The organism is Bacillus sp. EA-CB0995 (assembly GCF_055814245.1).
Genome location: NZ_CP169269.1, coordinates 135786 through 155657, shown reverse-complemented (window position 1 = coordinate 155657; position 19872 = coordinate 135786). Strand labels below are relative to the sequence as shown.

The following is a 19872-nucleotide window of genomic DNA, read 5'->3' as shown; positions in this document are numbered from 1 at the left end:
GATGATATATACATTAATTATTCCTGCAGCAGGACAAGGTAAGCGTATGGGAGCGGATAAAAATAAATTATTTTTACAAATAGATTCTGTTCCCATTATTATTCATACATTACGAGCTTTTGAAAAAGATGAACAATGTAAACAGATTATTTTAGCGATTAATGAGGGAGAGCGTTCTTACTTTGAAGAACTTCTCCAAACTTATCATATTCAAAAAGGCATCCAACTTATCCAAGGTGGAAGTGAGCGCCAGGATAGTGTATACAATGCTCTTATGTATGTAAGAGATGTAGAGTATGTACTTGTCCACGACGGGGCGCGTCCATTTGTAACGAAAAAGATGATTGAAGATGTATTGCAAATGGCTAAAGAAAAAGGTGCATCCATTTGTGCGGTACCTGTGAAAGATACAATTAAAAAAGTGACGCATGATACTGTTGTTGAAACAGTAGAACGTTCTCATTTGCGAGCAGTTCAAACGCCGCAAGGATTTCATGTTCCCATTCTGTTAGAGGCACATGAGAGTGCAAAACAAGCGAGCTTTCTCGGAACTGACGATGCTAGTTTGGTGGAACGCCTTCCTAAAGAGGTAGGAGTTGTAGGAGGAAGCTATCACAATATAAAGGTGACAACACCTGAAGATTTAGTGATTGCTGAAAGCTTTCTACGAGTTTTGAAAATACAATAGCAATGTTATAATAGAAAAGCTCGGTAGCTACCGAGCTTTTCTATATATAGAGCAGAAACTTCAACAGGCGGAGCTTTTATATGTCCGTAAGAATGATATAAAGTTTACTAGTGTAGTTTGAGGAGGAATTGGAAATGTTTCGAATTGGACAAGGTTTTGATGTACATGCATTTGCAGAAGGAAGACCATTAATTATTGGTGGTATTACAATTCCATATGAAAAAGGATTACTTGGGCACTCCGATGCGGATGTCCTTTTACATACTATTGCTGATGCTTGTTTAGGTGCAATTGCTGCTGGTGACATCGGTAAGCACTTTCCAGATACAGATCCTGCATTTAAAGATGCGGATTCAGCTGTGCTTTTACAGAAAGTGTGGGAGTTTGTTACAGAGCAAGGGTATGTACTCGGAAACTTAGATTGTACAATTATTGCCCAAAAACCAAAAATGGCACCGCATATTGAAAGTATGCGCAAGAGAATTAGCGAACTGTTACAAACAGACATGGAGAATGTCAATGTAAAGGCAACGACGACAGAAAAATTAGGATTTACAGGGCGAGAAGAAGGAATTGCTTCACAGGCTATTGTATTATTACAGAAAAAATAGTTGTTTTTGATTCGTAAGATGGATAATCGTAATTTTTTGGTGTACAATTAAGGAATCTGTTGACATTAAGAATGGAAGGTGTACCAACTATGGAAAAGCAAGTGAGAGTGCGCTATGCGCCAAGTCCAACAGGACACTTACATATCGGAAATGCACGTACGGCATTATTTAACTATTTATTCGCTCGTAGTCAAAACGGTAAATTTATTATCCGTATTGAAGATACAGACGTAAAGCGTAATATTGCTGGCGGCGAAGAAAGCCAATTAACGTATTTAAAATGGCTTGGCATGGACTGGGATGAAAGCATCGACGTTGGTGGTGAATATGGTCCGTACCGTCAAATGGAGCGTTTAGATATTTATAAAAAGTTATATGAAGATTTATTAGAGCGTGGCTTAGCGTATAAGTGCTATATGACAGAAGAAGAGTTAGAAGCAGAACGTGAAGGACAAATCGCTCGTGGTGAAACACCTCGTTATGCGGGTTGTCACCGTGATTTAACAGATGAGCAAGTAAAACAGTTCGAGGCAGAAGGACGCATTCCAAGTATTCGTTTCCGTGTACCTGAAAACCGTGAATATGTATTTAATGATATTGTAAAAGGAGACGTATCTTTCAACTCAAACGATTTCGGCGATTTCGTTATCGTGAAGAAAGATGGCATCCCAACTTACAACTTTGCAGTAGCGGCAGATGATCATTTCATGGAAATCTCACACGTTCTTCGTGGTGATGACCATATTTCTAATACACCAAAACAAATGATGATTTACGAAGCATTTGGTTGGGACATACCACAATTTGGTCATATGACGTTAATTGTAAATGAAAGCCGTAAAAAGTTAAGTAAACGTGATGAATCTATTATTCAATTTATTGAACAATATGAAGCGTTGGGATATCTTCCAGAAGCAATCTTTAACTTTATCGCATTACTAGGTTGGTCACCAGTAGGAGAAGAAGAAATCTTCTCTAAGGATGAGTTTATTGAAATGTTTGATGCAGCTCGTTTATCGAAATCACCGGCATTATTCGATTCTCAAAAATTAAAATGGATGAACAACCAATATATGAAAAAGCAAGACTTAGATTGCGTTGTTGAATTAAGCTTACCGCATTTAGTGAAAGCTGGTCGCGTAAGTGAAAATCCAAGTGAACAAGAGTTAGTTTGGATTCGCGATGTGATTGCTTTATATCATGATCAAATGAGCTTCGGGGCTGAGATTGTTGAGCTATCTGATATGTTCTTTAAAGATCATGTGGATTATGAAGAAGAAGGACAAGAAGTATTAAAAGGCGAGCAAGTGCCAGAAGTTCTTCGCGTGTTTGCAGCAGAGCTAGAGGCATTAGAGGAAGTAGAACCTGCAGCAATTAAGGCGGCAATTAAAGCTGTTCAAAAGCAAACAGGTCAAAAAGGGAAAAATTTATTTATGCCAATTCGCGTTGCGACAACTGGCCAAACACACGGACCAGAACTTCCAAATGCAATTGCGCTTCTTGGAAAAGAAAAAGTTTTAAATCGTGTTCGTAAAGTAATTGGTTAACTTTTTACGGATTTAGAAATATAATAAGAATACTTCAAAATGAAATAAAAGAAAGCGACGAGAAGGAGAAGTAGAAAATCATGCTTTTCACAGAGAAAACCACCATTTGGCTGGAAGTGGTTTAAAAGCAGATTTTTGAAGTGCCCCTTTGAGTCTTCTGCTGAACAACGAATATATTTCGAGAAATGTCATGGCGACGCAAAGTAAGCAGAAGCGGTATACACCGTTATCATGTTTGAGTTTGAGGCTTTTTTAGGCCTAAACAGAGTGGAACCGCGCTAGTAAGGCGTCTCTGTCTATAGACAGAGACGCCTTTTTCTATACCTACAGGTATGGGGAGAGTTTCTGGTATAAATAGTCGGAAAAACTTTGTAAGGAAGTAGAAATTAAAAACCTTATTGATTCAACTCACTATTAGTGGTAAAGAGATCCACTGATGGAAGTTTCACTTTAAACAAAAAGGGGGAACAAAAATGTTTAAGAGGCTTCGGGAGGATATTGAAGTCGTCTTTGAACAGGATCCAGCAGCGAGAAGTTACATCGAAGTGATTTTAACTTACTCTGGATTGCACGCAATTTGGGCGCATCGTATTGCACATGCCTTTTATAAACGAAAGTTTTTCTTTTTTGCTCGTGTTATCTCACAAATGAGTCGTTTTTTTACGGGTATTGAAATTCATCCGGGGGCAACAATTGGTCGTAAGTTTTTTATTGATCATGGCATGGGAGTTGTAATTGGAGAAACGTGTGAAATTGGAGATAACGTGACAATTTATCAAGGTGTTACGTTAGGCGGTACGGGAAAAGAAAAAGGAAACGTCATCCAACAATTAAAGACAATGTGTTGATTGCGACAGGTGCGAAAGTGCTTGGATCGATTACGGTTGGAGAAAATTCTAAAGTTGGTGCTGGTTCGGTTGTGTTAAAGGAAGTACCTGCTCATTCTACAGTTGTAGGTATTCCTGGTCGCGTCGTGATTCAAAATGGGATAAAAGTAGGTCAAGAATTAAATCACTGTGATCTTCCGGATCCGATTTTTGATAAGTTGAAAGCAGTGGAAGAAGAGCTCGAACAATTGAAAAAACAAATGGTAGTGAAAACAGAAAGGAAGGATAAAAATGACTATTCACATTTATAATACGTTAACGCGTCAAAAGGAAGCGTTTGTTCCATTAGAGGAAAATAAAGTGAAAATGTATGTATGCGGACCGACCGTATATAACTACATTCATATCGGTAACGCAAGACCGGCAATCGTATTTGATACAGTGCGCCGTTATATGGAACACCGTGGTTACGACGTGCAATATGTATCTAACTTCACGGATGTAGATGATAAGCTGATTAAAGCTGCTAATGAATTAGGAGAAGATGTTCCAACAATTGCAGATCGCTTTGTCAAAGCGTATTTTGAAGATGTAACTGCATTGGGTTGCAAACATGCAACAGTTCATCCTCGTGTAACAGAGAATATGGATATTATTATCGAATTTATTCAGGAGCTTGTGAATAAGGGATATGCATATGAATCTGAAGGCGATGTTTATTATAAAACGAAAGAATTTAAAGAATACGGTAAACTATCGCATCAACCAATTGCAGATTTGCGTCATGGTGCTCGCATTGAAATTGGGGAAAAGAAACAAGATCCGCTAGACTTCGCATTATGGAAAGCTGCTAAAGAAGGAGAAATTTTCTGGGATAGTCCATGGGGAAAAGGGCGTCCAGGTTGGCATATTGAATGCTCGGCGATGGCACGTAAATATTTAGGTGATACAATTGATATCCATGCTGGCGGACAGGATTTAGCATTTCCGCATCACGAAAATGAAATTGCACAATCAGAAGCGTTGACTGGTAAAGAATTTGCACGTTACTGGATGCATAATGGATATATTAATATTGATAATGAGAAAATGTCTAAATCACTTGGTAACTTTGTCCTAGTTCACGATATTATCAAGCAGTACGATCCGCAATTAATTCGTTTCTTTATGTTATCTGTGCACTATCGCCATCCAATTAACTTTAGTGAAGAATTATTACAGCATACAAATAACGGATTAGAGCGCATTGAAACAGCCTATGGTAATTTAAAGCATCGTATGGAAAGTAGTACTGATTTAACGGATCATAATGAGAAATGGTTAGATGAGATGGAGAAATTCCAAGCTGCATTTGAAGCGGCGATGGATGATGATTTTAATACAGCAAATGCAGTAACAGAGTTATATAACTTAGCAAATCATGCAAATCAATATTTATTAGAACAGCATACATCAAAAACAGTGATTGCGGCGTATGTAAAACAGTTCGAAACGCTATTTGGAATTTTAGGATTAGAATTAACGAAAGAAGAATTGCTTGATGAAGAAATTGAAGCACTAATCCAAAAGCGTATTGAGGCTCGTAAAAATCGTGATTTTGCATTATCTGATCAAATTCGCGATGAATTAAAAGAGCGTAACATCATTTTAGAAGATACACCACAAGGTACAAGATGGAAAAGGGGCTAAACATGATTGATGCAAAGCAATTAAATAGCTTAGCGTTAGCATATATGGGTGATGCGGTGTATGAACAATATATCCGCTATCACCTGCTTCAAAAAGGAACAGTTCGTCCACATCAATTACATCGTTTGGGGACAAGCTTTGTTTCTGCAAAAGCGCAAGCGAAAGTTGTTCATCATTTACTAGAGGCAGCATTTCTTACTGAAGAAGAGGAAGCTGTATTAAGAAGAGGACGCAATGCAAAATCAGGTTCTATTCCGAAAAATACAGATGTACAAACATATCGATATAGTACTGCTTTTGAGGCGCTGATTGGATATCATTATTTATTAAATGATCAGACACGAATAGAAGAGATTGTATTTGAAGCAATTCGTGTATTAGAGGATAAGGAAGGAGGCGCGTGAGCGTGAACAGTGAATATATTATTGGACGTAACCCTGTAATTGAAGCATTAAGAGCAGGTCGTGATATTAATAAGATTTGGATTGCAGAAGGTGCTGCGAAAGGACAAGTGCAAATTGTACTAGCATTAGCGAAAGAAAACAAAATTTTAGTGCAGAATTCACCGAAGAAAAAATTAGATCAACTTGTAGAGGGAATCATCAAGGTGTAGTCGCACAAGTGGCAGCATATGAATATGCGGACTTAGAGGATTTATTTGCGTTGGCAGCTAAGCGAAATGAAGATCCATTTTTCTTAATTCTTGATGAGATTGAAGATCCGCACAACTTAGGCTCTATTATGCGTACGGCAGATGCAGTAGGAGCCCATGGTATTATTATTCCAAAGCGCAGGGCGGTTGGTTTAACAGCGGCGGTTGCAAAGGCTTCGACAGGAGCGATTGAGTATGTTCCAGTAGCTCGTGTTACAAATTTATCGAGAACGATTGATGAATTAAAAGAGCGCGGGCTTTGGATTGCAGGCACAGATGCAAAAGGGAAAGATGACTACCGTAATTTAGATGGAAAGATGCCAATTGGTTTAGTGATTGGTAGTGAGGGGAAAGGTATGAGCCGTCTTATTGGTGAGAAATGTGACTTCTTGATTCATTTACCGATGGCTGGTAAGGTTACATCCTTAAATGCTTCAGTTGCTGCTAGCTTGTTAATGTATGAAGTGTATCGGAAACGTCACCCAATCGGTGAATAAAAATGAATGATATTTTAATCGTTGACGGTTACAATATTATCGGGGCTTGGGCAGACTTGAAAAAACTACGGGATGTAGACTTACAAGCTTCGCGAGACTCGCTTATTGATAAAATGGCAGATTATCAAGGGTATACAGGCACGAAAGTAATGATTGTTTTTGATGCATATTCTGTTTATGGAATTGAAAAGAAGATGAAACAAGCGTCTGTAGATGTAATCTTTACAAGGAAAAACCAAACGGCCGATGAAAAAATTGAGCAGCTCGCAATTGAGCTGCGCAATATTAATACACGTATTTATGTTGCGACGTCTGATTACACAGAGCAGTGGGCCATTTTTGGGCAGGGTGCTCTGCGTAAATCGGCGCGTGAGTTAGAGATAGAAGTTCAGGCGATGGAACGAAGAGTACGTCATGAAACGAAGAAAACGAAAGAAGAACAACCGGCAATGCGGACGATATTTAGTGAAGAGGTTACAGAAAAATTAGAAAAATTAAGACGAGGAGGGCGTTGAAGCATTGACGCTCTTCAAGTGATTACTGTATAATATTGCTAAATAATTAGCGGTCGGAGGGATCAGATTGGAAACAGACTTCGTAAGCGGCAACAATGTTACATTTAGTGATTTAGAGGATGAAGAGATAGTTGAATTAGTACGACAAGGTAATATTGATGCACTGGAGTATTTAATTCATAAGTACAAAAATTTTGTTCGTGCAAAATCAAGATCTTACTTTTTGGTTGGCGCTGATCGTGAAGATATTATTCAAGAAGGTATGATTGGATTATTTAAAGCGATTCGTGACTATAAAGAGGACAAGCTGTCTTCCTTTAAAGCTTTTGCGGAATTGTGTATTACACGTCAAATTATCACCGCGATTAAAACAGCGACAAGACAAAAACATATCCCTTTAAATTCATATGTTTCTTTAGATAAACCAATTTATGATGAAGAATCTGATCGAACTCTGTTAGATGTTATATCTGAAGCGAAGGTGACAGATCCTGAAGAAATGATTATTAGTCAGGAAGAGTATGTTGATATAGAATTAAAAATATCTGAATTATTAAGCGATTTAGAAAGAAAGGTGCTTTCTTTATATTTAGATGGAAGATCGTATCAAGAGATTTCAGAGCAATTGAATCGCCATGTAAAATCCATTGATAATGCTCTGCAACGAGTGAAAAGGAAGCTTGAGCGTTATATGGAAATGAGAGAAACGGCAACTGTTCACTCACCTTCACTCAAACGTTAAGATGTTTAAATAGTTGGTTTTTTAAAAATGTATTAGGTTAATAGAGAAATATAAAAGAGAGGTTTTTTTTCCTCTCCTTCTCTTTTTACAGTAAGGCGGGGAGTGTCATTGACATTGCCTTTTATTGTATGATACATTTTTAAAGAAATAATGTTACAAGGCTGGTGTAACAGATGAGAAAAAAGGTTGTACTCGCATGTGAAAAGTGCAATAATCGAAACTATTCCACAATGAAAGATACAAGCTCAGTAGAGCGTCTTGAGATAAAGAAATTTTGCAAAATGTGTAATGCGCACATGATTCATAAGGAAACAAAATAAATAATTGTAATTATGCACTGGAGGTCCCGGAAATGCGTTTGACGAACTTTTTTGGCGACGTAGGTCGCGAAATGAAAAAAGTAAGCTGGCCGAAAAAAGATGAATTAATCCGTTCGACACTTACTGTAATTGCAACAGTTGCTTTCTGTGCAATTTTCTTTGCGGTAGTGGATATGGGGATTTCTTCTTTAATTCGTTTAATTCTTGAATAAGAAGCGCTAATACATGATATAATGTTAATGTTATTTATATGAACTGTGTAAAAGCCCGGTGAACGGGTTTTTTCATTTGCACAAAAAAATGTACGTCAGGGAGGGAAGGACGGTCGTCCTAAATTAATGGAAAAACGTTGGTATGTTGTCCATACTTATTCTGGATATGAAAATAAAGTAAAAACAAACCTAGAGAAACGCGTAGAAACAATGGCTATGCAAGATAAAATTTTCCGTGTTATTGTTCCGGAGGAAACAGAAGTAGAAATGAAAAACGGAAAAGAAAAAATAACAAAGAGGAAAGTATTTCCTGGCTACGTGTTGGTAGAAATCATCATGACAGATGATTCTTGGTATGTTGTTCGCAATACACCGGGTGTAACAGGATTTGTTGGATCTTCTGGATCGGGTTCGAAGCCATCTCCGTTATTAGAAGAAGAAGTAGTTACAATCTTAAAACACATGGGAATGGAAAATGAAGTAGTTGACTTTGACTTTGAACTTCATGAGACTGTACGTGTGAACGAAGGCCCATTTGCGAATTACACAGGTGCTATTAATGAAATTGACCTAGAAAAACAAAGAGTAACAGTACTTGTTGATATGTTTGGTCGCGAAACTTCAGTTGAGCTAGATTTCCACCAAATTGAAAAATTATAAAATGAAACTTGAAATGAATTGTAAAAAGTGATAATATCTTTTAAGTCAGTACGTCTTCGGAAACGGAGACGTTTTTTGAAAAAGATTTTATCGCTAAAGATAAAATATGAAGTGGGAGGGCAAATCACTGCCCAATTGACCACATCACGGACTTAAGGAGGTGTGTCTCGTGGCTAAAAAGGTAATTAAAATGGTAAAACTTCAAATTCCTGCAGGTAAAGCTAACCCAGCTCCACCAGTTGGTCCAGCATTAGGACAAGCGGGTGTTAACATCATGGGCTTCTGTAAAGAGTTCAACGCTCGTACAGCAGATCAAGCTGGTCTAATCATTCCTGTTGAAATTACAGTATTTGAAGACCGTTCATTCACTTTCATTACTAAAACTCCTCCTGCTGCTGTTCTTCTTAAGAAAGTAGCTGGTATTGAGTCTGGTTCTGGTGAACCAAATCGTAATAAAGTGGCAACTGTTAAGCGTGATAAGGTTCGCGAAATCGCTGAAACTAAAATGCCTGACCTAAACGCTGCTAGCGTAGAAGCTGCAATGCGTATGGTTGAAGGTACTGCACGCAGTATGGGCATTGTTATCGAAGACTAATTCGATTTGTTTTTTGTAAAAGAGGTTGCGGGTCTGGAATTCCAATTCGCAACCTTTATTATCGTAAATGAGTGTCATTTTTAAAATAAAAGGATGGGCGCACATCCTCGATTACATCGAAAAGAAGGCGTAAACGTGGGAGGTTATTCCGCTAAAACCACATTGAGGAGGAAATAAAAATGGCTAAAAGAGGTAAAAAGTACGTAGAAGCTGCGAAGCTTGTTGATCGTACAACTGCTTACTCTGCAACAGAGGCAGTAGAATTAGTAAAGAAAACAAACACAGCTAAATTTGATGCAACTGTAGAAGCTGCATTTCGTTTAGGTGTTGACCCTAAGAAAGCTGACCAACAAATTCGTGGTGCAGTTGTTCTTCCACACGGTACTGGTAAAGTACAACGTGTATTAGTATTCGCTAAAGGCGAAAAACTAAAAGAAGCTGAAGCTGCTGGAGCTGACTTCGTAGGTGATACAGACTACATCAGCAAAATCCAACAAGGTTGGTTTGGCTTTGACGTAGTAGTAGCAACTCCTGATATGATGGGTGAAGTTGGTAAACTTGGTCGTGTATTAGGACCTAAAGGTTTAATGCCAAACCCTAAAACTGGAACAGTTACTTTCGACGTAACAAAAGCAGTTAACGAAATCAAAGCTGGTAAAGTAGAATACCGCGTTGATAAAGCTGGTAACATTCATGTGCCAATCGGTAAAGTATCTTTCGAAGATGCAAAATTAGTTGAAAACTTAGAGACAGTTGCTGATGCTCTTCTAAAAGCTAAGCCAGCTGCTGCAAAAGGTACTTACATGAAGAACGTAACAGTTGCTTCTACAATGGGACCTGGCGTACGCGTTGAAGTTTCTACTATCGCGTAAAATTTGGAAGTTGACTTCGTGAAGAAGTTTTAATATAATCATTTATGTTGTGAATTTAAATAGTGTACCGTAGACAGTAGGCGCCAATGCGGCTTAATTTCCTACCTAGGTGTGAATATACGAAACGGAATTTTTTTCTGTGACTATATGCCTCCATGTCTACAATTGGGCATGGAGGTTTTTTAGTGCACTTTCGGTACATCTTCTATATAATCTACAGGAGGTGTAATAACATGAGCAAAGCAATCGAATCTAAACAACAAGTTGTAACTGAAATCGCTGAAAAACTTCGCGATAGTAAATCTACAATCGTTGTTGACTACCGTGGTTTAACAGTATCTGAAGCAACTGAATTACGTAAAAACTTACGTGAAGCTGGCGTTGAGTTCAAAGTTTACAAAAACTCTTTAACTCGTCGTGCTGCAGAATCTGCTGAAATGGCTGAGTTAAACGAATTCTTAACAGGACCAAACGCAATCGCGTTCAGTAACGAGGATGTAATTGCTCCTGCGAAAGTATTAAACGACTTCGCTAAAGATCATGAAGCTTTAGAAATTAAAGCAGGCGTAATCGAAGGTAAACTTGTATCACTTGATGAGGTTAAAGCTATCGCTACTCTTCCATCACGTGAAGGCTTACTTTCTATGCTTCTTAGCGTTCTTCAAGCTCCAATGCGCGGTCTTGCAATCGCTACTAAAGCAGTTGCAGATCAAAAAGAAGAGCAAGGCGCTTAATTTTTTAAAAGATAATTACGTGTTATCGATAAAACAATACAAACCTATTTAAGGGAGGATATTTACAATGACTAAAGAACAAATCATTGAAGCAGTTAAATCTATGACTGTATTAGAACTTAACGACTTAGTAAAAGCTATCGAGGAAGAATTCGGCGTAACTGCTGCTGCTCCTGTAGCTGTAGCTGGTGGCGCTGGTGAAGCTGCTGCTGAGCAAACTGAATTTGATGTTGTACTTGCTAACGCAGGCGCACAAAAAATCAAAGTTATCAAAGTTGTTCGTGAAATCACTGGTCTTGGCTTAAAAGAAGCTAAAGAAGTAGTTGACAACACTCCAAAAGCAGTTAAAGAAGGCGTTTCTAAAGAAGAAGCTGAAGAAATCAAAGCTAAACTTGAAGAAGTTGGCGCTGCTGTAGAAGTTAAGTAATTAACTTTTGAGGCTTTTGAAAAAGCTCGCTCTCAAGCGAGCTTTTTTTAACCGTAAAGAAAAGAGGTGGCCATATGGCAGACCATTATTTTTCTAACGACCCCTCTAGTAAAAGTGATCGTAAACAATGGGAATATACATTGAGAGGATCGCGTTTTGTTTTCTTATCAGACCGTGGGGTGTTTTCGAAAAACGAAGTGGACTTCGGTTCTCGTCTTTTAATTGAAGCGTTTCAGATGCCAAATGCCCAAGGTGATGTATTAGATGTTGGGTGTGGATATGGCCCGATTGGTTTATCTCTAGCGAAGGGGTTCCAAGAGCGTGTGGTTCACATGGTGGATGTGAATGAAAGGGCACTTGGGCTTGCGAAAGAAAATGCCGCTAATAACCGAATTGAAAATATCCAGATTTATCAAAGTAGTGTATATGAAAATGTAAAAGGTCAATACGCTGCTATTTTATCTAATCCGCCAATTCGTGCAGGGAAACAAGTCGTGCATGAAATTCTAGAAAAAGCAGTGGAGTATCTTGTACCAGGCGGCGAGCTTTGGATTGTGATTCAGAAAAAACAAGGTGCACCATCTGCGATGAAAAAATTAGAAGAAGTGTTCGATTTTGTGGAAGTCGCAGAAAAGAAAAAAGGGTATTATATCATAAAATCAAAAAAACGTTGACGGTTATTTTTGGTTGTGTTAACATTATAAAATGCCAATATATGATTTTCTGCGTTGAGAACAATGTATATTTTTGCTTTTCTTGGAAAAGATAGTAAAATCAGCAGATTATGAAACAGAATGATGGTTTTCTTTTAGAAGCCATTTTTCTTTTTTGAGCAGGTAGAAATACTCAACGTATCTATCTTTTTAGAGAAAAAAGGCTACGTAATTTGCGTTAGTCGTATTTAGTTGTGATTTTGCACATTTTTGTGCATTTATTATAATACTCTTGATTTGAGGGGTGAAGCAGTTGACAGGTCAACTAGTTCAATACGGACGACACCGCCAACGAAGAAGTTATGCCCGTATTAGTGAGGTATTAGAATTACCAAATCTTATCGAAATTCAAACCTCTTCTTATCAGTGGTTTCTTGATGAGGGTTTGCGAGAAATGTTCCAAGACATTTCTCCGATTGAAGACTTTACGGGAAATCTATCGCTTGAGTTTATCGACTACAGTTTAGGCGAACCGAAATATTCTGTAGAAGAATGTAAAGAGCGTGATGTGACGTATGCAGCACCACTTCGTGTAAAAGTGCGTCTAATCAATAAAGAAACTGGTGAAGTGAAAGAACAAGATGTGTTCATGGGAGATTTCCCACTCATGACAGAGACAGGAACATTCGTAATTAACGGTGCAGAACGCGTTATTGTTTCTCAGTTAGTTCGTTCACCAAGTGTATACTACAGCGGCAAGGTGGACAAAAATGGAAAACGCGGATTTACTGCTACTGTAATTCCAAACCGCGGAGCTTGGTTGGAGTATGAAACAGATGCTAAGGATGTTGTTTATGTGCGTATCGACCGTACGCGCAAACTACCTGTAACTGTTTTGTTACGCGCATTAGGGTTTGGCTCTGATCAAGAAATCACCGAGCTTATAGGTGATAACGAGTACTTAAGCAATACGCTAGAAAAAGATAACACGGATAGCACAGAAAAAGCGTTGCTTGAAATTTATGAGCGTCTACGTCCAGGTGAACCACCAACAGTAGAAAATGCGAAGAGCTTGCTTGTTTCTCGCTTCTTCGATCCAAAACGTTATGATCTAGCAAATGTAGGTCGCTACAAAATTAATAAGAAATTACACATTAAAAACAGATTGTTTAACCAACGTTTAGCTGAAACTTTAGTGGATCCTGAAACAGGTGAAATTTTAGCGGCAGAAGGAACAATCTTAGATCGTCGTACATTAGATCGCATTTTACCTTACTTAGAAAAGAACGTTGGCTTTAAAACAGCGAAGCCGTTAGGTGGAGTGGTAGAAGGCAATGTTGAATTACAATCTATTAAAATTTATGCTCCAGATGCAGATGGAGAGCGTTCTATCAATATCATTGGTAACGCGAACATTGATCGCGAAGTAAAACATATTACACCAGGCGATATTATTGCATCTATTAGCTATTTCTTTAACCTTCTATACAAAGTAGGAGGCACAGACGATATTGACCATTTAGGAAACCGTCGTCTACGTTCTGTAGGTGAATTGTTACAAAACCAATTCCGTATTGGTCTTTCTCGTATGGAGCGTGTTGTTCGTGAGAGAATGTCGATTCAAGATACAAATGCAATTACACCACAAGCGTTAATTAACATTCGCCCGGTTATTGCATCTATTAAAGAGTTCTTCGGAAGCTCGCAGTTATCTCAGTTTATGGATCAAACAAACCCATTAGCAGAGTTAACGCATAAACGAAGACTATCTGCATTAGGACCTGGTGGTTTAACGCGTGAGCGCGCTGGCTTTGAAGTGCGTGACGTTCACTACTCTCACTATGGTCGTATGTGTCCAATTGAAACGCCAGAGGGACCAAACATCGGTTTGATTAACTCTTTATCTTCATTTGCGAAAGTAAATGAATTTGGCTTCATTGAAACACCATACCGTCGTGTTGATCCAGAAACTGGACGTGTAACAACACGTGTAGATTATTTAACAGCTGATGAACAAGATAACTATGTTGTTGCCCAAGCAAACGCACGTTTATCTGAAGATGGAGATTTCCTTGATGAAGATGTTGTAGCGCGTTTCCGCGATGAGAACGTTGTAGTAAAACGCGAACGTATTGACTACATGGATATCTCTCCGAAACAGGTTGTGTCTGCTGCGACAGCTTGTATTCCGTTCTTAGAAAACGATGACTCGAACCGTGCGCTAATGGGTGCGAACATGCAACGTCAAGCGGTTCCACTTATGAACCCAGAATCTCCAATTGTAGGTACTGGTATGGAGTACGTATCAGCGAAAGACTCAGGTGCTGCGGTAATCTGTAAACATCCTGGTATCGTTGAACGCGTAGAAGCTCGCGAAGTTTGGGTACGTCGTTACATCGAAGTAGACGGCCAAAAAGTAAAAGGTGATTTAGATCGCTATAAAATGTTAAAATTCATCCGTTCTAACCAAGGAACTTGTTACAACCAACGCCCAATCGTAAGTGTTGGCGATGAAGTTGTAAAAGGTGAGATTCTTGCAGACGGTCCTTCTATGGAAAAAGGTGAACTTGCACTTGGTCGTAACGTACTTGTTGGCTTTATGACATGGGATGGTTATAACTACGAGGATGCGATCATTATGAGTGAGCGCCTTGTAAAAGATGATGTGTATACTTCTATTCATATTGAAGAATATGAATCTGAAGCTCGTGATACGAAGCTAGGACCAGAAGAAATTACACGAGACATTCCAAACGTAGGGGAAGATGCACTTCGCAACCTTGATGAGCGCGGTATTATCCGCATCGGTGCAGAAGTAAAAGACGGAGACCTTCTTGTTGGTAAAGTAACGCCAAAAGGTGTAACGGAATTAACAGCAGAAGAGCGTCTATTACATGCAATCTTCGGTGAAAAAGCTCGTGAAGTACGTGATACATCACTACGTGTACCACACGGTGGCGGCGGTATTATCTTAGACGTAAAAGTATTCAACCGTGAAGATGGTGATGAATTACCACCAGGTGTGAATCAACTTGTACGTGCATATATCGTTCAAAAACGTAAAATTTCTGAAGGTGACAAGATGGCCGGTCGTCACGGTAATAAAGGTGTTATCTCCCGTATTTTACCGGAAGAAGATATGCCTTATTTACCAGATGGCACACCAATCGATATCATGTTAAACCCATTAGGGGTACCATCTCGTATGAATATCGGTCAGGTGTTAGAGCTTCATCTTGGTATGGCAGCAAGATATCTTGGTATCCACGTTGCAACACCAGTATTCGATGGCGCTCGCGAGGAAGATGTATGGGGAACAATCGAAGAAGCTGGTATGGCACGTGATGCAAAGACAATTCTATACGATGGACGTACTGGTGAACCATTCGACAACCGTGTATCTGTTGGTGTCATGTATATGATTAAACTTGCACACATGGTTGATGATAAACTTCATGCTCGTTCTACTGGACCATACTCACTTGTAACGCAACAACCTCTTGGAGGTAAAGCACAGTTCGGTGGACAACGTTTCGGTGAGATGGAGGTTTGGGCACTTGAAGCTTACGGTGCTGCTTATACTCTTCAAGAAATCTTAACAGTTAAGTCGGATGATGTTGTTGGTCGTGTGAAAACGTACGAATCGATTGTAAAAGGCGAAAACGTTCCAGAACCAGGTGTTCCTGAATCATTCAAAGTATTGATTAAGGAATTACAAAGCTTAGGTATGGATGTTAAGATGATGTCTAGCGACGACACTGAAATTGAAATGCGTTCTACTGATGACGATGATGATCATCAATCTGCAGATAAATTAAATGTTGAAGTTGAGACAACGAAGGAATAATTGGGATAACCTGTAGACTAAAAGGGAGGTAGGCCCCTTGATAGATGTAAACAACTTTGAATATATGAAGATTGGACTTGCATCACCAGACAAAATTCGCTCTTGGTCATATGGGGAAGTAAAAAAACCCGAGACGATTAACTATCGTACATTGAAACCAGAGAAAGACGGTTTGTTCTGTGAGCGTATTTTCGGTCCAACAAAAGACTGGGAATGTCATTGTGGTAAATATAAACGTGTCCGTTATAAAGGTGTAGTTTGTGATCGATGCGGCGTTGAAGTAACGCGTGCGAAAGTTCGTCGTGAACGTATGGGTCATATCGAATTAGCTGCTCCTGTATCTCATATTTGGTATTTCAAAGGTATCCCAAGCCGCATGGGACTTGTCTTAGACATGTCCCCTCGCGCGCTTGAAGAAGTAATTTATTTCGCTTCTTATGTGGTAACAGAAAGCGGTGATACACCGCTTGATAAGAAGCAACTTCTTTCGGAGAAGGAATACCGTGCGTATCGCGACAGATACGGAAACTCTTTCCAAGCTTCTATGGGCGCAGAGGCGATTAAGAAGTTATTACAAGATATCGATTTAGATAAAGAAGTAGACTTCTTAAAAGAAGAGTTAAAAACAGCACAAGGACAACGTCGTACGCGTGCTATTAAACGTCTAGAAGTATTAGAAGCATTCCGTAACTCTGGAAACGAACCATCTTGGATGATTCTAGATGTTCTTCCAGTTATCCCACCAGAACTTCGCCCAATGGTACAGTTAGATGGTGGACGTTTTGCAACTTCTGATTTAAACGACTTATACCGTCGTGTTATTAACCGTAACAACCGCCTAAAACGTTTATTAGACTTAGGTGCGCCAAGCATCATCGTCCAAAACGAAAAGCGTATGTTACAAGAAGCGGTAGATGCTTTAATCGATAATGGTCGTCGCGGCCGTCCAGTTACTGGACCTGGTAACCGTCCATTAAAATCTCTTTCTCATATGTTAAAAGGTAAGCAAGGACGCTTCCGTCAAAACTTATTAGGTAAACGTGTTGACTACTCTGGTCGTTCCGTTATCGTTGTAGGGCCGAACTTAAAAATGTACCAATGCGGTCTGCCAAAAGAAATGGCGCTTGAATTGTTCAAACCTTTTGTAATGAAAGAGTTAGTAGGAAAAGGATTAGCACACAACATTAAGAGTGCTAAACGTAAAATCGAGCGAGTACACCCTGAAGTTTGGGATGTTTTAGAGTCTGTAATTAAAGAACACCCTGTACTTTTAAACCGTGCTCCAACGCTTCACCGTCTTGGTATTCAAGCGTTTGAACCTACATTAGTAGAAGGTCGTGCAATTCGTCTTCATCCACTTGTATGTACTGCATACAATGCGGACTTTGACGGTGACCAAATGGCGGTTCACGTTCCGTTATCATCAGAAGCACAAGCAGAAGCTCGTCTTCTTATGTTAGCTGCGCAAAATATCTTGAACCCGAAAGACGGAAAACCAGTTGTTACACCATCTCAGGATATGGTATTAGGTAACTACTACCTAACGCTTGAACGTGCAGATGCAATTGGTGAAGGTATGATTTTCAAAGATACGAACGAAGCAATAATTGCATACCAAAACGGATATGTACACTTGCATACTCGTGTTGCTGTTGCAGCAAGTTCTGTAAACAACGAAACGTTTACAGAAGAGCAAAACAGCAAGCTGTTGTTAACAACAGTTGGTAAGTTAATATTCAATGAAATCTTACCGAAATCTTTCCCTTACATTAACGAACCAACAAAAACAAACTTGGAGAAAGAAACTCCAGTGGAATACTTTGTTGAAAAAGGCGCTAACGTAAGAGAAATTATTGCTAGTCGCGAAGAAGTGGCACCATTTAGCAAGAAAATTCTTGGTAATATCATTGCTGAAGTATTTAAACGTTTCAAAATTACTGAAACATCTCGCATGCTTGACCGCATGAAAAATCTAGGATTTAAATACTCTACAAAAGCGGGTATTACAGTTGGTGTGGCGGATATCCTTGTATTAGGTGAAAAAGAAGAAATCTTGCATGAAGCGCAAGCAAAAGTAGATACAGTAATTAAGCAATTCCGTCGCGGTTTAATTACAGAGGAAGAACGTTATGATCGTGTTATCTCTATTTGGAGTAATGCAAAAGATGTTATCCAAGGAAAACTGATGAAAACCTTAGATAAGCGCAACCCGATCTTCATGATGAGTGACTCTGGTGCCCGTGGTAACGCATCGAACTTTACTCAGCTTGCTGGTATGCGTGGTTTGATGGCTAACCCATCTGGTCGTATTATCGAACTTCCAATCAAATCAAGTTTCCGCGAAGGTTTAACGGTACTCGAGTACTTCATCTCTACACACGGTGCGCGTAAAGGTCTTGCCGATACAGCACTTAAGACTGCGGACTCTGGTTACTTAACTCGTCGTCTTGTTGACGTTGCACAAGATGTTATCGTTCGTGAAGACGATTGTGGAACAGACCGCGGCTTATTAATCGGTGCAATTAAAGAAGGAAACGAAATTATCGAGTCCTTATACGATCGTCTTGTAGGACGTTTCGCAAGAAAAACTTTGAAGCATCCAGAAACAGGCGAAGTGTTAGTTAGTGAAAATGAATTAATTACAGAAGATATTGCTCATATCATTGAAAAAGCAGGCGTTGAACAGTTGTACATCCGTTCTGCATTTACATGTAACACACGCCACGGCGTATGTAAGAAATGTTACGGTCGTAACTTAGCTACTGGCACAGATGTAGAAGTGGGCGAAGCGGTTGGTATTATCGCAGCTCAATCTATCGGTGAGCCAGGTACACAGTTAACGATGCGTACATTCCATACCGGTGGGGTTGCTGGAGACGATATCACACAAGGTTTACCACGTATTCAAGAGATTTTCGAAGCGCGTAATCCGAAAGGTCAAGCGGTTATCAGTGAAATCGATGGTGTTGTTGCAGCGGTTAACGATGTGAAAGATCGCCAAGAAGTTGTTGTACAAGGTGATGTAGAAGCTCGTACGTATGTAATTCCTTATGGCGCTCGTCTAAAAGTAGCTCCAGGACACCGTATTGAACACGGTAAAGAACTTACAGAAGGTTCTATCGATCCGAAAGAATTACTGAAAGTAACAGATATTACAGCAGTCCAAGAATACCTGCTTCGTGAAGTGCAAAAAGTATACCGTATGCAAGGGGTAGAAATTGGTGATAAACACGTTGAAGTAATGGTTCGTCAAATGCTTCGCAAAGTTCGTGTAATCGATGCTGGTGAAACAGATGTATTGCCAGGAACATTACTGGATATTCATCAGTTCACAGATGCAAATGCGAAAGTGTTGCTTAAAGGTAAACAACCAGCAACAGCACGTCCAATCCTTCTTGGTATTACAAAGGCTTCACTTGAAACAGATTCATTCTTATCTGCAGCATCATTCCAGGAAACAACTCGTGTGTTAACTGATGCGGCAATTAAAGGTAAGCGCGATGAACTTCTTGGTCTGAAAGAAAATGTTATTATCGGTAAACTTGTTCCGGCTGGTACAGGTATGAATCATTACCGCAGAGTAGATCTTGTAAAAACAGCAAAAGAAGAAATAAATGTAGAAAATGACGAGGTTTACGTAGAAAACTAAAATTTTCCGTCGTAAATTTTGTATAAAAACAGATAATCCTAGTTGACATTATGCAATGCGAAATGTTAATATAAGCAAGGTTGCTCCTAAATAAACGTTGAATGTAATTCAACACGGTACAGTTAGAACGTTGCA

At 39.2% G+C, this 19872-nt stretch carries 17 protein-coding genes, 2 pseudogenes and 2 other annotated features; all 19 genes and pseudogenes read left to right on the top strand.

Annotation, left to right across the window (positions count from 1 at the left end; translation table 11 throughout):
• Nucleotides 1–4 precede the first annotated feature (4 nt).
• The 19 genes and pseudogenes from ispD (at nucleotide 5) to rpoC (ending at nucleotide 19737) form a co-directional block, all read left to right on the top strand.
• Nucleotides 5–688 carry a 2-C-methyl-D-erythritol 4-phosphate cytidylyltransferase gene (gene ispD, locus ACEWFJ_RS00920; RefSeq protein WP_473692301.1) on the top strand — a complete coding sequence of 228 codons (684 nt, stop codon included), beginning with the start codon at nucleotides 5–7 and terminating at the stop codon, nucleotides 686–688.
• A gap of 134 nt (nucleotides 689–822) precedes the next feature.
• On the top strand, nucleotides 823–1299 hold the full coding sequence (ispF, locus tag ACEWFJ_RS00915; protein ID WP_098309980.1) for a 2-C-methyl-D-erythritol 2,4-cyclodiphosphate synthase: 477 nt from the start codon (nucleotides 823–825) through the stop codon (nucleotides 1297–1299).
• 89 nt (nucleotides 1300–1388) lie between these two features.
• Nucleotides 1389–2846: a glutamate--tRNA ligase gene (gltX, locus tag ACEWFJ_RS00910; protein WP_473690073.1), complete on the top strand. Its 1458-nt coding sequence runs from the start codon at nucleotides 1389–1391 to the stop codon at nucleotides 2844–2846.
• Nucleotides 2847–2894: 48 nt separating this feature from the next.
• Nucleotides 2895–3143, top strand: a binding site (T-box leader).
• Between the two features lie 176 nt (nucleotides 3144–3319).
• Nucleotides 3320–3984: pseudogene (gene cysE, locus ACEWFJ_RS00905) on the top strand (serine O-acetyltransferase).
• Nucleotides 3965–5362, top strand: a complete 1398-nt coding sequence (cysS, locus tag ACEWFJ_RS00900) for a cysteine--tRNA ligase (protein WP_473690072.1) — start codon at nucleotides 3965–3967, stop codon at nucleotides 5360–5362. Before cysE ends, cysS begins: the two are co-directional and overlap by 20 nt.
• A gap of 2 nt (nucleotides 5363–5364) precedes the next feature.
• Nucleotides 5365–5766 carry a Mini-ribonuclease 3 gene (locus ACEWFJ_RS00895; RefSeq protein ID WP_429717779.1) on the top strand — a complete coding sequence of 134 codons (402 nt, stop codon included), beginning with the start codon at nucleotides 5365–5367 and terminating at the stop codon, nucleotides 5764–5766.
• A gap of 2 nt (nucleotides 5767–5768) precedes the next feature.
• Nucleotides 5769–6511: pseudogene (gene rlmB, locus ACEWFJ_RS00890) on the top strand (23S rRNA (guanosine(2251)-2'-O)-methyltransferase RlmB).
• A gap of 2 nt (nucleotides 6512–6513) precedes the next feature.
• Nucleotides 6514–7026, top strand: a complete 513-nt coding sequence (locus ACEWFJ_RS00885) for an NYN domain-containing protein (protein WP_098309986.1) — start codon at nucleotides 6514–6516, stop codon at nucleotides 7024–7026.
• 67 nt (nucleotides 7027–7093) lie between these two features.
• The gene (locus tag ACEWFJ_RS00880) at nucleotides 7094–7768 is read left to right on the top strand and encodes an RNA polymerase factor sigma-70 (protein ID WP_473690071.1); all 675 of its coding nucleotides are present in this window, start codon (nucleotides 7094–7096) and stop codon (nucleotides 7766–7768) included.
• A gap of 173 nt (nucleotides 7769–7941) precedes the next feature.
• Nucleotides 7942–8088 (top strand): 50S ribosomal protein L33, encoded by a 147-nt coding sequence (gene rpmG / locus ACEWFJ_RS00875; RefSeq protein WP_429717774.1) that lies wholly within the window; start codon nucleotides 7942–7944, stop codon nucleotides 8086–8088.
• 32 nt (nucleotides 8089–8120) lie between these two features.
• Nucleotides 8121–8300 carry a preprotein translocase subunit SecE gene (gene secE, locus ACEWFJ_RS00870; protein WP_098309988.1) on the top strand — a complete coding sequence of 60 codons (180 nt, stop codon included), beginning with the start codon at nucleotides 8121–8123 and terminating at the stop codon, nucleotides 8298–8300.
• Nucleotides 8301–8426: 126 nt separating this feature from the next.
• Nucleotides 8427–8960, top strand: a complete 534-nt coding sequence (gene nusG / locus ACEWFJ_RS00865; protein ID WP_154710847.1) for a transcription termination/antitermination protein NusG — start codon at nucleotides 8427–8429, stop codon at nucleotides 8958–8960.
• Between the two features lie 169 nt (nucleotides 8961–9129).
• Nucleotides 9130–9555 carry a 50S ribosomal protein L11 gene (gene rplK, locus ACEWFJ_RS00860; RefSeq protein WP_001085872.1) on the top strand — a complete coding sequence of 142 codons (426 nt, stop codon included), beginning with the start codon at nucleotides 9130–9132 and terminating at the stop codon, nucleotides 9553–9555.
• A gap of 179 nt (nucleotides 9556–9734) precedes the next feature.
• Complete coding sequence (gene rplA / locus ACEWFJ_RS00855) at nucleotides 9735–10427, top strand: 50S ribosomal protein L1 (protein ID WP_429717773.1); 693 nt, start codon at nucleotides 9735–9737, stop codon at nucleotides 10425–10427.
• 49 nt (nucleotides 10428–10476) lie between these two features.
• Nucleotides 10477–10620 (top strand) — a sequence feature (ribosomal protein L10 leader region).
• A 40-nt stretch (nucleotides 10621–10660) separates the two neighbouring features.
• Complete coding sequence (rplJ, locus tag ACEWFJ_RS00850) at nucleotides 10661–11161, top strand: 50S ribosomal protein L10 (RefSeq protein ID WP_286123100.1); 501 nt, start codon at nucleotides 10661–10663, stop codon at nucleotides 11159–11161.
• Between the two features lie 67 nt (nucleotides 11162–11228).
• Nucleotides 11229–11588, top strand: coding sequence for a 50S ribosomal protein L7/L12 (gene rplL, locus ACEWFJ_RS00845; protein ID WP_098309992.1), 360 nt, complete (start codon nucleotides 11229–11231; stop codon nucleotides 11586–11588).
• Between the two features lie 74 nt (nucleotides 11589–11662).
• Nucleotides 11663–12262 (top strand): class I SAM-dependent methyltransferase, encoded by a 600-nt coding sequence (locus ACEWFJ_RS00840; RefSeq protein ID WP_473690070.1) that lies wholly within the window; start codon nucleotides 11663–11665, stop codon nucleotides 12260–12262.
• A 292-nt stretch (nucleotides 12263–12554) separates the two neighbouring features.
• A complete protein-coding gene (gene rpoB / locus ACEWFJ_RS00835) occupies nucleotides 12555–16088 on the top strand; it encodes a DNA-directed RNA polymerase subunit beta (protein ID WP_473690069.1) in 3534 nt (1177 codons plus the stop codon).
• Nucleotides 16089–16125: 37 nt separating this feature from the next.
• Nucleotides 16126–19737 (top strand): DNA-directed RNA polymerase subunit beta', encoded by a 3612-nt coding sequence (rpoC, locus tag ACEWFJ_RS00830; protein WP_473690068.1) that lies wholly within the window; start codon nucleotides 16126–16128, stop codon nucleotides 19735–19737.
• The last annotated feature ends 135 nt before the right edge of the window (nucleotides 19738–19872 follow it).

What these genes read in the sequence shown, in the direction of transcription:
- ACEWFJ_RS00895 (WP_429717779.1), top strand. Translation starts at nt 5,365, where the DNA reads ATGATTGATGCAAAGCAATTAAATAGCTTAGCGTTAGCATATATGGGT.
- gltX (WP_473690073.1), top strand. Translation starts at nt 1,389, where the DNA reads ATGGAAAAGCAAGTGAGAGTGCGCTATGCGCCAAGTCCAACAGGACAC.
- rplL (WP_098309992.1), top strand. Translation starts at nt 11,229, where the DNA reads ATGACTAAAGAACAAATCATTGAAGCAGTTAAATCTATGACTGTATTA.
- ACEWFJ_RS00840 (WP_473690070.1), top strand. Translation starts at nt 11,663, where the DNA reads ATGGCAGACCATTATTTTTCTAACGACCCCTCTAGTAAAAGTGATCGT.
- rplJ (WP_286123100.1), top strand. Translation starts at nt 10,661, where the DNA reads ATGAGCAAAGCAATCGAATCTAAACAACAAGTTGTAACTGAAATCGCT.
- secE (WP_098309988.1), top strand. Translation starts at nt 8,121, where the DNA reads ATGCGTTTGACGAACTTTTTTGGCGACGTAGGTCGCGAAATGAAAAAA.
- ACEWFJ_RS00885 (WP_098309986.1), top strand. Translation starts at nt 6,514, where the DNA reads ATGAATGATATTTTAATCGTTGACGGTTACAATATTATCGGGGCTTGG.
- rpmG (WP_429717774.1), top strand. Translation starts at nt 7,942, where the DNA reads ATGAGAAAAAAGGTTGTACTCGCATGTGAAAAGTGCAATAATCGAAAC.
- ispF (WP_098309980.1), top strand. Translation starts at nt 823, where the DNA reads ATGTTTCGAATTGGACAAGGTTTTGATGTACATGCATTTGCAGAAGGA.
- rplA (WP_429717773.1), top strand. Translation starts at nt 9,735, where the DNA reads ATGGCTAAAAGAGGTAAAAAGTACGTAGAAGCTGCGAAGCTTGTTGAT.
- nusG (WP_154710847.1), top strand. Translation starts at nt 8,427, where the DNA reads ATGGAAAAACGTTGGTATGTTGTCCATACTTATTCTGGATATGAAAAT.
- cysS (WP_473690072.1), top strand. Translation starts at nt 3,965, where the DNA reads ATGACTATTCACATTTATAATACGTTAACGCGTCAAAAGGAAGCGTTT.